This window comes from Novosphingobium sp. Gsoil 351, from assembly GCF_009707465.1.
In the GTDB taxonomy this organism is placed as follows: domain Bacteria; phylum Pseudomonadota; class Alphaproteobacteria; order Sphingomonadales; family Sphingomonadaceae; genus Novosphingobium.
This window is the reverse complement of the sequence record NZ_CP046120.1, coordinates 3219146-3231291: the sequence shown is the minus strand read 5'-3', so window position 1 is coordinate 3231291 and position 12146 is coordinate 3219146. Positions and strand designations below refer to the sequence as shown.

At 61.8% G+C, this 12146-nt stretch carries 12 protein-coding genes; 7 read left to right on the top strand and 5 right to left on the bottom strand.

Features of this window, described 5'->3' with window-relative positions; genetic code table 11:
- Positions 1-74: 74 nt before the first annotated feature.
- Entirely contained in the window at positions 75-224 is a 150-nt protein-coding gene (locus tag GKE62_RS15625; protein ID WP_154693038.1) for a hypothetical protein, read from the bottom strand.
- Positions 221-874 (bottom strand): FABP family protein, encoded by a 654-nt coding sequence (locus GKE62_RS15620; RefSeq protein WP_154693037.1) that lies wholly within the window; start codon positions 872-874, stop codon positions 221-223. Before GKE62_RS15620 ends, GKE62_RS15625 begins: the two co-directional genes overlap by 4 nt.
- Positions 875-1164: 290 nt before the next feature.
- Between GKE62_RS15620 and GKE62_RS15615 the strand changes: the two genes are divergently transcribed.
- Positions 1165-1641: an Hsp20 family protein gene (locus GKE62_RS15615; RefSeq protein WP_154692253.1), complete on the top strand. Its 477-nt coding sequence runs from the start codon at positions 1165-1167 to the stop codon at positions 1639-1641.
- A gap of 212 nt (positions 1642-1853) precedes the next feature.
- On the opposite strand, the gene GKE62_RS19830 is transcribed toward GKE62_RS15615, so the two are convergent.
- Both GKE62_RS19830 and GKE62_RS15605 read right to left on the bottom strand, forming a co-directional pair.
- The gene (locus GKE62_RS19830) at positions 1854-2006 is read right to left on the bottom strand and encodes a hypothetical protein (RefSeq protein ID WP_195908459.1); all 153 of its coding nucleotides are present in this window, start codon (positions 2004-2006) and stop codon (positions 1854-1856) included.
- Between the two features lie 221 nt (positions 2007-2227).
- Positions 2228-2866 (bottom strand): response regulator transcription factor, encoded by a 639-nt coding sequence (locus tag GKE62_RS15605; RefSeq protein WP_154693036.1) that lies wholly within the window; start codon positions 2864-2866, stop codon positions 2228-2230.
- Positions 2867-3158: 292 nt separating this feature from the next.
- Here GKE62_RS15605 and GKE62_RS15600 point away from each other — a divergent pair, with 292 nt between their 5' ends.
- From GKE62_RS15600 to GKE62_RS15585, 4 genes are all read left to right on the top strand, one after another.
- A complete protein-coding gene (locus tag GKE62_RS15600) occupies positions 3159-3650 on the top strand; it encodes a histidine kinase dimerization/phospho-acceptor domain-containing protein (RefSeq protein WP_154693035.1) in 492 nt (163 codons plus the stop codon).
- 224 nt (positions 3651-3874) lie between these two features.
- Positions 3875-4873, top strand: a complete 999-nt coding sequence (locus GKE62_RS15595; protein WP_154693034.1) for a GlxA family transcriptional regulator — start codon at positions 3875-3877, stop codon at positions 4871-4873.
- 135 nt (positions 4874-5008) lie between these two features.
- Positions 5009-6880 carry a bifunctional diguanylate cyclase/phosphodiesterase gene (locus tag GKE62_RS15590; RefSeq protein ID WP_195908458.1) on the top strand — a complete coding sequence of 624 codons (1872 nt, stop codon included), beginning with the start codon at positions 5009-5011 and terminating at the stop codon, positions 6878-6880.
- A gap of 415 nt (positions 6881-7295) precedes the next feature.
- Positions 7296-8276 carry an IS481 family transposase gene (locus tag GKE62_RS15585; RefSeq protein WP_154691636.1) on the top strand — a complete coding sequence of 327 codons (981 nt, stop codon included), beginning with the start codon at positions 7296-7298 and terminating at the stop codon, positions 8274-8276.
- Here GKE62_RS15585 and GKE62_RS15580 read toward each other — a convergent pair.
- Positions 8273-9892 (bottom strand): DHA2 family efflux MFS transporter permease subunit, encoded by a 1620-nt coding sequence (locus GKE62_RS15580; RefSeq protein ID WP_230206746.1) that lies wholly within the window; start codon positions 9890-9892, stop codon positions 8273-8275. The genes GKE62_RS15585 and GKE62_RS15580 overlap by 4 nt on opposite strands.
- A gap of 102 nt (positions 9893-9994) precedes the next feature.
- Here GKE62_RS15580 and GKE62_RS15575 point away from each other — a divergent pair, with 102 nt between their 5' ends.
- On the top strand, positions 9995-10540 hold the full coding sequence (locus GKE62_RS15575) for a TetR/AcrR family transcriptional regulator (RefSeq protein WP_230206745.1): 546 nt from the start codon (positions 9995-9997) through the stop codon (positions 10538-10540).
- Positions 10537-12120, top strand: a complete 1584-nt coding sequence (locus GKE62_RS15565; protein ID WP_230206744.1) for an efflux RND transporter periplasmic adaptor subunit — start codon at positions 10537-10539, stop codon at positions 12118-12120. Before GKE62_RS15575 ends, GKE62_RS15565 begins: the two co-directional genes overlap by 4 nt.
- Positions 12121-12146 lie beyond the last annotated feature (26 nt).

Sequence of the window (12146 nt, the reverse complement as noted above, 5' to 3'; positions counted from 1 at the left end):
CGCGGAGGGACCGGCAAGTCTCCTGAAGTTGCGACGTCCCCAGCGCTGGCAGTGACTGTGGTAACCGACCTCATTCAGTTGGCATCGAGCGATTCCGGGTCACCTCGTGCAGGGAGCTTGCACAAACGGGTGGCATTGCGTTCGAACTGCTGACCGGGTCGGCGCACCAGCTCGAGTCCCCCGCCGTCTTTGACGACCACGGTCCGCGTCTCGGGTTCGGTCATTCAGCCACGACGCGTGCTTTCACGATTTTGAGCCATGGGTTGACGTCGGCCTCTCCGACCTTGGCAAGCCTGTTCGCGTCGCGATGTGCGAACGGCTCGGCGCGACCACGGACCATCAGGCTGGTGTCACTCACATAACTCCACGATCCATCGCGATGAAATAATACCTCGATCCGATAGCGATCGGTGCGAAATGCACCCTCCAGAAAGCTGGTTGAACAGATTCCGTAGTCGGTCCGCCCGCGTGTGGCCTCGAGTGTCAGTTGCATGTCGCCCTTTGTCGCGTGGCCGGAGGCCATCACGACCTGCCCGCGAGGGATTGTCAGCGTCTGCATGATCAGGCCAGTCGCCGGTTCCCACAGCCAGTAACCCACCTGGTCGTGAAAGGTAATGTCCTCATCAATCGTGTTGATGTGAGCGTGATACCGCAGGCCATACAAAAGCTGGGGCCCGTTGCTCTGCGGGTCGATCGGCTGCATCTCGATCCGCTCAAGGTACTCGCGCCGCTCGGGGCCATCGGCTTTGGGGGCAAGATCGATACCCTTCCGGCCTTCCCAAATGCCTGCCAAACGACGCAAAGGACCAAGATTGGCCAATGTATCGGGATCGACGTTGTTGTGCTCGGTGAAGATGTCCGCGGGAATATTCATGATTGGCCCCTCGCCCAGGCGTCCGCAAGCCGGTTCCACCCCGCCTCCACCATAGCTGCATCGATGCGAATGATCGACTTCAGGAAGTGGACGCGACCGACAAGCCTTCTGAAACCTGCTCGTTCGAAAATTTTGGCCTGGTCCTCGGTCAAAAATCTTGAAACTGGGTTCCCCGAAACTAGCTCAAGCGGTGCCGGGCGCCGTGTTCGGGTCCGGTGGACGTAGAGGGCACCGGCTCTTCGTCACCGGTGCAACTCAAGTCCGAATTGCTTCGTGAGGAGGATTTGGAAATGAGAACCAACTTCGACTTTGCCCCTTACCGCCGTTCGACGGTCGGCTTCGACCGTCTGTTCGACCTTCTCGAGACGGGATCCCGCGCCGACGCATCCGACGGCTTTCCTCCGTTCGATCTGCTGAGGGAGGGCGAAGACAGTTACCGGATCACGCTTGCGGTTGCCGGCTTCCGGCCCGAGGAGATTGACATCGTCGCTCAGCAGAACCTGCTGACCGTTACTGGCAAGCCTTCCCAAAGTGAGACCAAGGGCGAGTATCTGCACCGCGGCATTGCAACCCACGCCTTCGAACGGCGCTTTCAGCTTGCCGACTTCATCGAGGCTGGAAACGCCACGTTTGAGCACGGTTTGTTGACTATCGACCTGAAGCGTGTGGTGCCCGAAGCGATGAAGCCTCGGCGTATCGAGATCAGCGCCAAGGCCGCCAACGACCAGCTCGAAGGGCCCAAGGCCAAGGCGAGCGCCACCGGCTGAAATATCGGTTGCGGTTTGCCGGCACTGCTTGGAGCAGGCCGGCAGCCGCCCGGGTTGAGGCCCGGCAGCGCGGTCCGCTCATCTGCAAGTGTGAGGACAGTTAGAAAGGAGACAAGCTCGTGTTCCTCTCCAATTTTGGTGATCCTGCGCAAGTTGTGCGCCATCCGCAGCTCGAACCCGAGGTGAAGCGGGCAATTCTGGCTTCGTGGGCGTCAGATGCTCACGCGGTCGAGCATCAACCCGCGCTTCGCCACCCACCTGGTGTCGACCGGCCCCTCCAATACGATGATGTGATGGCTGCCCTGCGTGATCTGGACCGAGGAGCTTGCTGAGGAATGCCGCAAAGGTTCCGGGAAGGTTTGCATCAAGAGAGCAAACGTCTCAAACCGAGGCCGCAAAGGCAAGCAGGCGTGCAGCCGGAGAGCCTAACAGCTTGACGCCGCCAGAAGCTCCGCGCCCGCGACGACAAGGAAGACGGCCGAGCGCAATGGAGCCCTGCGCGGCGATAAAAGGTCGATCTGTATTTTCTTCAAGGCCAAGGGTTTTGAGTTCATGGCTGCTCGCCTTTTAGTCGGGCCGTCGAGGGTTACCCCGCGATTTCGAACGCACCGGCGCGAGTGAACGCCCTATCGAACCCGGCGTAGAGTGCAATTCGGACGCCATCGGATGTGCTCGTAGCCTCAAGCTTGCGCATCATATTGCCGCGATGAATCTCCACAGTCCGCGGACTGATTTCGAGTTCCCGCGCGATGTTTCTGTTGGTGTTGCCCTGCGCCATTAGACGGAGCACCTCGCGTTCGCGCGCGGTCAATCTGTCGACCTTCGCCCTGGCCTCGCGCTGGCGCCGGTGCTCGCCGATCAGGCGATTTCCGAGGCCGGCGAGTCTATCCAAGGACCTATCGAGCAAGGTGCGATCGAAGGGCCAGTTCAGGTAGTCCCAAGCGCCGAACTGCATCGCCTGGACAATTCGCTCGGGCGTGGGGTCGGATGAGTAGAAAGTCATCGGAAGCAGGATATCCCGATCTCCAATGAGCGTGCGGAGCTGCCGGACATCGTAGAGATCGAGGTCATCGTACGCGAAGATATAGCCGTCCTTGGGCATACATTGCTTGAACTCGGCCAAGTCTTCGTAGAGCTCGGCATGCAGCCCGCGTGCGAAAAACTCCCGGGCGACGCTGGCCCCGCGCCGCGAGTCATGATCGATCACGTGAGTGTGGACGCTCATTGCCGGTCACTTCTGCACAGACCTAGATGCGCTTGGCTTACGCGCAGTCTGAGAAGCAGCCCGCGTTCGCTGCGGCGTCCAGGCTGAAACAACGTTGCGCCTTCGGCAGCCAATGCATTCGATTGCCCACGGTAAGTCGACCGAAGCAGTCCAAACTCTGGGGCCACGTCTGGACGGACTGCTTCATGGAATTCCTCCGTGGGCATTAATTTCATCGCCGGGTGGGGCTGGCACGTGAATCGCCCACGACGTGGGATTCGCAACGGGGCCTCGACGGGAACGAATTTCATGAATGACCTCCGCCAGCGACGATGGGGCAACGATGCGCATGGCTCAACGTCAGCAAGACGACAATTCAGGACAAAAGCGCTTCACGTCGAGACATTTTGACTTGGGCCACTATTATCGTCCGCCCCTGATATTACCTGAAATCCCGGACCCGATACCTTCAATGCCACCCATGTGCGCGAAGATGGATTTTCAAGTCATGACAATAGACCACGGTGCAGATTATACAAACACGCAAAATAGCGAGTTCTTCAACTCCGCATTTCACCAACTATCTCACGATTTGCGGACACCACTGAACCACATAAATGGATTTGCCGAGCTGCTGCTTATGGACAAGGAACTTAGTCCAACCAACATCGAATATGTTCGCGCCATTCTTAGCGGTAGTGAGCGCCTCAAGGCTGCCGTGACGTCCCACCTGAGCTGCGCTGAAGCGATCGCTGTCGCGCCGCCAAATGATGCTGTGGCAACGCACCACCCAGCCTCTATCTAGGCGGTCGTCCCATCATGCTCCGCCGGCCGGGACGCTCCAAGCGGCACGGCCTTGCGACGGCGGCGCTCTCAAGTGGCGTTCCGTCCTGGACGAAAGGTTTAGGGTTTCGATTTTCGGTCGAACGCCGAGGTCAGCCCGCATGCGATCGACCTAGGTAATCAGAACGAACAGGCGTAGTCGCTTAGTGATCGCGGGCGTCCCGCCGCTGCGGACGGAGGTGAACTGTGCTGGTCACCATTTTTGCGCCCGGCAAAGTGCATCTGCTTGAGATCGCTGGCGTACAAGACGCGCTCTTCGAAGCAAACTGCAAGATGCGGTCGGGAGAGCCCTATCGCATCCGGCTGGTCACGGAGCACGGAACTCTCGAAGAGAGCTCGTCTGGTATGAAGTTCTTGCCCGACGCGAGCGTGGAAGATGCGACCCAGCCGTCCGACACCTTGATTGTCGTTGGACCTTATGGCGTACCGGAACCTCCGAGCACTGACGTTATGCGCTGGTTGAACGACCAGGCCCAGCGATCGCGACGCTATGGATCCACTTGTACGGGCGCTTTTGTCCTGGCTGAGGCGGGGTTGCTGTCGGGACGCCGCGTAACCACCCACTGGCAATATGCCATGCGGCTTGCCGATCAATATCCTGACATCCAGGTGGAGCCCGATCGCATCTTCCTTCGTGACGGGCCGGTCTTCAGCTCGGCCGGCGTATCCGCGGCAATAGACCTCGCGTTTTCGCTGATCGAAGAGGATCATGGGCGCGCTCTGGCTCTGTGGGTGGCGCGCCGGCTGGTCGTCTTTTTGAAGCGCCCGGGGGGACAGTCTCAGTTTAGCGCCACGCTTACGGCGCAGACTGCGGCGAACGGTCCAGTCGACAGGGTCAGGCTTCACATTCTCGAAAATCCAAGCGGCGATCTAAGCTTGCGAGCACTTTCCCAAGTAGCCGGCACAAGCCCACGGAACCTCTCGCGCTTGTTCCGCCGTGAGCTGGGTATGAGCCCTGCGGCCTACGTCGAGTTGGCGAGGACGGATTTTGCGCGACGTCTCCTGGAAGAGAGCTCGGCGCCCTTGAAGACGGTCATCCATGCCGCAGGATTCGGATCGATCGCAACACTCAGGCGTGCCTTCTCGCGCAGCATTGGCATTTCTCCGGGGGAATATCGCGCCAGATTTCGATCGACGACTTTCGATGATGCTCGGTGCAACGAAACTGGCACCGAATTGTCCTGAACTGCAGCGCTGCCAACGTTGAAGCCCACGTAGCCGAGCCACATCTCTCGCTCGGAGGCTTGCAACATGTATCCATTCCATAGGTTCGAGCCCCCTCGTCGCCGTGCGCCGGTCGCGCGCCCTGACAATCGCCCCATGGACGCGCTCGCCTCGCATCCTTCGGACTTTCCAGTCCAGCCGAATGTCAACAAGCGGCTTTCTTCTGCGATGCGCGACGCCGATAACGCCATTGTTCAGTCCAGAGCGACGAGGCTGCTCAAGGCGATCCTGGGATGGTTTACGACCAGCCGAGCCATGACTTCCAACATTCCCGATCGAGCGTCAGTCATCGCGCTGGAACACAGCAGCGAGGGTATGCTGATCGCTGACATGCGGCTCAGGGGACAACCAATTGTCCACGTCAATCCTGCCTTCGAGGCGATCACCGGGTACCCTGCAGTCGAGGCTATGGGCAAAAATTGCCGCTATTTACAGGGAAGCGATCGTCTGCAGCCCGAGATAGCTGAGATCAGGACTGCGCTGGTGGAGGGTCGCGAAGCTTCGGTAACGCTGCGCAATTACCGGCGCGATGGCACGATGTTCCGAAACGCTCTACGGCTGGTACCGGTCCGCGATGGCTCTGGCGATTTGACGCATTTCATCGGGCTGGTCCGCGATGTCACCCAAGAACCTGGCATCGATCGTCTGACCGGTCTGCTTGATCGTTACGGCTTGCTTGACCGGATAGCCGCGATAAGCGCGCCGTCCACATCAGGCCTGATGATGCTAAAGCTCGACATTTTGCGCTTTCACGATGTGAACAGTGGCTTTGGCTTTGACGTCGGCGACGCGCTGCTCCGCGCAGCCTCCGCTCGCCTCGCGACGCTGCCGGCGATCGCCGTGTCGCGCGTGGATACCAATACCTTCGCGCTCGTGTTCGAGCTTCCGGATGCAGGGCGCGCGGCGCAGGTCGTCAATGACGTTCTCGAGTTGCTCAAGCCGCGGTTTGTGCTGCCCGGCGCGTCTCTGGCGATTCAGTTCGCCGCTGGATACTCCCTCGGGTCCACTGGTGTGGATTCGCTTCAACTGGTTCGACAGTCGGGCGCGGCGCTTCAGCGGTCGAAGGGCAAGCCCACGCACCCGCCTCATGCCTTTGCCGCCTCAGACGAGCGCGATGCGCGCAACCGCATTCGGCTGGCGAGCGAACTACAGACGGCCATATCGAACCAAGAACTGCTATTTCACTACCAGCCGCAATTCGAACTCGCGACCGGAAATCTGGTCGGGGCCGAAGCTCTGTTACGGTGGAATCACGGAGCGTTCGGCCTTCAGCCGCCCGCGCGGTTCATTGGAATTGCCGAGGATACCGGCGCCATCCTTGAAATCGGCGCGTGGGGCCTGCGCACCCTCGCTGCATATGCGGCAGAGGTCAATCGAGGCCGCCTGGTACCCGTCCGCTTCGCCTTCAACGTATCGGTTGTCGAGTTCATGCAACGCGACATGGTGTCCTTGGTGCGGAACGTTTTAACCACCACGGGGTGCCGGCCCGAATGGCTGACGCTTGAACTCACAGAAAATCTCATGATCGGCGAGCCGGAGAATATTCGCCGCGTCTTCGGAGAGCTCAGGGCGCTGGGCGTTGGCATTTCCATAGACGATTTCGGTACGGGCTATTCCAATCTTCGCTACCTGGAGAGTTTTCCCATCAGCGAGATCAAGATCGATCGAAGCTTTGTTCATGACGTCGCTCACAGCACGGCCAAGCGCGTGATTGTGGAAGCCGTGGTCAAGCTAGGTGCGGCGCTGGACATCCGAGTGGTCGCGGAAGGGATCGAGACCGAGGCCGAGCGTGGAATCATGCAAGCTCTCGGCTGCTCGATCGGGCAAGGGTATCTGTTCGCTACGCCAATGGAAGAGCTAAGCTTGCAGCGCTTGCTCGATCAGCAACTCGTGCTGCGCGAAGGTTGGGACGCTCGGCGTTTCTTGGCGATGGTCGATGGCGATGGGCCGCGCCCAGAGCAAACTTAGATCTGCGTTGATTGTCCATGATCAAAGCACGGAGCAAACGTCCCGTCGTTTCGTTTATCCAGGCTTAGGGCCGAATCTGGACGACCGCCGAGAGGCTTCGAAGGTCTATGCCCATTGGCAGCAGCGCAGCGACTCGGCCGGCGATGGGTTCGGCTCTGTCTCTCGTGCCGAGTGATTGCCGCGGAGCCTTTCTCGAGTCCGACCATTTTATCCTCACGTCCTGATGGTGACCAGCGTCTGGCTCACCTATGCGAGGAGGCTAAAGCGTTCTGTCCCCGCTCGAAGTGCATGTCTTGGCGCAGGTGCATGGCTTCGAAACGGCCGGGCTCTAGTTGTGAGCTTTCAGGAGGTTGTTCATCCGGTGTGATCCGGTCAGACTGATGTTGCAACACGTCAGCACTGAAGGAATGACCGGATGAACATCCACAAGAATGCCCGAACCACGCCTTTCAGTCGAGCCGAGATCGTGCGGCGCATAATGGTGCTGCGCGAGACCCCCAGGGCGGTTGCAACCGCCCTGGGGGTCTCGGAGCGAACCGTCGCCAAGTGGCTGGCGCGCTACAGGGCTGAAGGCGAGGCCGGTCTAGCCGATCGCAGCTCGCGTCCGCGCCGGTTTCCCGGCGCCACGCCGGCCAATATCATCGACGAGATCATCGCGCAGCGCCGGCTGCGCATCACCGGCAAGCAGATTGCCAGAATGCTTGCGGTCTCGCCTGCTACCGTCAGCCGGGTGTTACGCAAAGTCCGTCTCAGCCGCATGCGCGACCTCGATCCGCCAGTACCGGTACACCGCTATGAGCGGGCCCATCCCGGTGAGCTGATCCACATCGATATCAAGAAGCTCGGCCGCTTCGAGAGCATCGGACACCGTATCACCGGCGACCGGACCCGACAGAGCAACACCCGTGGCTATCGCGCTGGCGAGAGATATGGTGCCGGTTGGGAGTTCGTCCACGTCTGTATCGACGATGCCTCACGCATCGCCTTCAGCCAGATCCACCGCGACGAGAAGAAGCAAAGCGCCGTCGCCTTCCTCTACGCGGCAATCGAATACTATCGCAGCCTCGGAGTCACCGTCACCCGCGTCATGACCGACAACGGTGGGTGCTACCGAAGTTACGCATTCCGCGATGCCTGCAAGGCACTTGGCCTCAAGCACATCCGAACCAGACCCTACACCCCCAAGACCAATGGCAAGGCCGAACGCTTCATCCAAACCAGCTTGCGCGAATGGGCCTACGCCAGAGCCTATCCTACCTCGGAACACCGAAAACAGGCGCTTGAACCCTGGCTCCACAACTACAACTGGCATCGACCTCACGGTAGTCTACAATCCAACCCGCCCATCAGCCGACTGGGTCAGCCGGTGAACAACCTGTTGAGGCTCCACATCTAGTGAGCGACTTTAGGGGAAGGAGCGTCAGGTTGGATCGGTGCGGGCCGACAAAGCGGCACGAGCACGAGGGCGGCGAGGAACGAGTACGCCATCAGGCGGAAGACGTCGTCAAAGGCCAAGGTTAGCGCTTCGCGTCCCGCTAGTCGGCCGAAGAAGGATTGAGCCATCTGGAGCGCCCGGTCCGGGTCGGGAGTGTAGGCGTGGAGATAGCGCGTCAACCCGGTCACAAAGCTCTCGGCCTCGCGCGGCGAGGCGCCCATGGCTTCGCCCAACCGCAGGTAGTGCAGTCGACTGAAGTCATTCAGCCAGGTGGTGACCACCGCGATCCCGATTGCGCCGCCCAGATTGCGCATGAGGTTGAACAGTGCCGATGCGTAGCGCAGTTGCGGACCGGAAAAATGCCCGAGCGCCAGCCCCACCGAAGGAACGATGCACAGCATGATCGCAAAGCTGCGCACGACCTGGGGCCAGAACAGCGCCGCGAAACCCCACTCGGGGGTCATGAAGCTGAAGAGCCACAGTCCCACGGCGAACAGCGTCAACCCGGCGGTGATCACGTATCTCGGATCGACCCGCTGGGACAGGGCCGCAGCTAACGGGACCCCGAGCAGTTGCGCGATGCCAGAGATGAACACGGTCGTGCCGATCTCGCTGGCGTTGTAGCCGCGGACGCGGCCGAGGAAGAGCGGCACCAGGTAAGTGCCGGCGTAGATACCGAAGCCGATCACCAGGTTGAACACGCAGGCAAAAGCAAATGTCGCGTTGCGAAACGGGGTCAGCACCACGATCGGGCCCGATGAGCGAAACGATCGCTCGAGAAACAGCACAAACGAGACCAGCGACAGCCACACCGCGACCGCGATGCCGCTGTCGTCGAGCCAGCCATTCTTGGGCCCCTCCTCGAGCACGTATTCGAGCCCGGCGAGGAACGCCGCCATCGATCCCAGGTGAACCCAGTCGAGGCGACGCAACATCGACAGGTTCGCTCGGTCGACGCGGATCAGCGTCAGGCTGGCGATGCAGACGAGGGCGCCGGGGACGACGTTAATGTAGAAGATCCACCGCCAGCCCCACGCGTCTGTGATCCAGCCGCCGACTGTCGGCCCGAGCGTCGGCGCAAGGACCGAGACCATACCCAGAATGGCCGGGATCATCGCGCGCTGCTTGCCGGTGAACAGGACGTAGCCGGTCGAGAACACCGTTGGCACCATCGCTCCGCCTACGAACCCCTGCAGCGCGCGGAAGGCGATCATCGATTCAATATTCCACGCCATTCCGCACAACACGCTGGAGATCGTGAACAGCCCCGCGGAAAGCGCGAAGACCCAGCGCGTCGACAGCGCCTGGGTGAGGAAGGCGGAAAACGGGATCATGACCAGTTCGGCCATGAGGTAGGCGGTCTGGACCCAACTGATTTCGTCGGGCGCTGCGGACAGCCCCGCCTGGACCTCGTTGAGCGAAGCGGCGACGATCTGGATGTCGATGAGCGCCATGAACTGGCCGAACGCCATCACCGCGAAGATGAGATACTTGCGCCCGGTCGACATCGTCGCCGGGTCGTCGAGCGGGGGCGACCTTTGCGCCCTCGAAGCTGGATTGAACGGGATCGACGCCACGCGGCTTGCCTTTGCTGGAACTTTATATTACATGTATCATATAAAGGAGCCCGGCAAGTGCGATATGATAGCGACCACAAGCAGGCGACCCGCGAGCGGGTTTTGCGCGAAGCGGCGAACGAGATTCGCGCGAAAGGCCCGGACGGCGTGGCCGTTGCCGGGTTGATGGCCCGCGCCGGGCTGACCCACGGCGGGTTTTACGCTCACTTCGCGTCGAAGGACGCGCTGGTTGCCGAGGCAGTCGGAACCATGTTCGACGACGCCCGGCGGCGCTCGGACATGCTCGATGGCGGCGACGATCCGCGCGCCGCGTTGCGCGACTATCTGGAGTTTTACCTGTCGACGGCCCACCGCGACGGTCGTGACCGCGGCTGCCCGCTGCCCGCGCTCTCGGGCGACATCGCTCGTACCTCCGGTCCCGCGCGGAACCGATTCGCAAAGGGGGTTGTCGGCCTTTCGTCACGGCTCGCCGGTCTGCTCACGAGTATCGGCGTGGATCAGCCTGAGTCCGAAGGCAATGCCCTGCTTGCCCAGTTAGTCGGTGCTGTGTCGCTGGCCCGGGCGCTGGGTGATCGGCCTGAATCGTTGGCCGTTCTCGAAGACACCAAAAGCCGGATCATCGCCCGCTTCGAACTCGACCGGACATGAGCGAGGTGGAGACCGAGACGATGCCCCGGACGGGCCTGGCGCTCGCACGAGAGATGTTGGCGACTCATGCCGATCCGCCAATCGGCAAGACGCTCGAGTTCAGTCTCGTCGAGGTGGATGAGGGGCACGCGGTGTTCGCCGGTACGCCAGGTCGGCACGCCTATAATCCGATGGGTATCGTTCATGGCGGCTATGCTGCGACGCTGCTCGATTCCGCGTGCGGCATCGCGACGCTCACCCGGCTCCCCGAAGGCCACAAGTTCACGACGCTCGAGCTCAAGGTCGCCTATCACAAGGCCATGGACGAGCGCACCGGCCCTGTGAGGGCGGAAGCGACAGTAACGTCGATCGGCCGCAGGGGTGGCCTTTGCCGAAGGACGGCTTTGCGATGCCAGTGGCCGGCTTTTGGCGTCGGCGACCTCGACCCTGCTGGTGATAGCGCCATGAACGCGCACTCGGCGATCATGGCAGATGGCGATATGAATGTCGTCGCCGAGGCGCCGCTCGCTTCGAAGCGTTCGCGCAAGCCGCTGCTCGCCGGGGCCGTCGCGCTAGCGGTCGCAGCCGCCGGCACGGCCTGGCTGCTCGCCCCGCGTACGCACGAGAGCACTGACAACGCCTATCTCGAGGCGGATTCGACGGCGGTCGCGCCGCGGATCAGCGGCCAGGTTGCCGCGGTTCTCGTCCGCGACAATCAGCCGGTCCATGCCGGAGATCCACTACTGCGGATCGATTCGCAGGATTACGACGCCCGCCTGCTCGCGGCGCAAGCGGCGGTCGCTGATGCCCACGCGCAGGTGATGAGCGCACGCGCTGCGCTTGCAGCGCTCGACCCGCAGGAAGGGCTTGCGCTCGCCGAACGGCGCGCCGCGAGCACTGCGATCTCGGCTGCCGATGCGGAATACGCGCGGGCCTCGGCGGATAGCGTGCGGTTCCGGGAACTCGGCTCGCGCGGCTTCGCTACGCGCCGCGATGTCGAGCGGCTGAATGCCGCCGCCGTCAGCGCCGCGTCGCTGCGCGATCGCACGCGGGCCGACACGCAGGTAGCCGCGGCGCGTTCCGCGGTCGTCAGCGCCCGCCGCCCCCAGCTTGAGGCCGATCTCGCCCAGGCCGAGGCGGCCGCGCTGAAAGCCCGCGCGGGGCTGACGCTGGCCCGGCAGGAGCGAGACTATGCCACGATCGTCGCGCCGATTGAGGGCATCATCGGCAACCGCCGGGTGCGGACTGGGGATTACGTGCAGCCCGGCACCCAGCTCCTGACCATCGTACCGCTGACGTCGCTGTACGTCGTCGCCAACTTCAAAGAGACGCAAACGCGCGAAATGCGGCCCGGGCAGCGGGTGTCGGTCAAGGTCGATGCGCTCGGCGGGTCTCGGCTGACTGGCAGGATCGACAGCTTCGCTCCTGGGTCGGGCAGCGAGTTCACCCTCCTTCCCTTCGAGCCTGGGTCAGGCAATTTCACCAAGATTGTCCAGCGCGTGGCCGTTCGCATACGCCTGGATGCCAATCAGCCGGAACTCCGAAACCTGCGGCCCGGTCTCTCCGTCAACGCTGAAGTGGATCTGGAATCCAGCCACTGACGCAAGTCTTCGTCTTGGACGCGGAA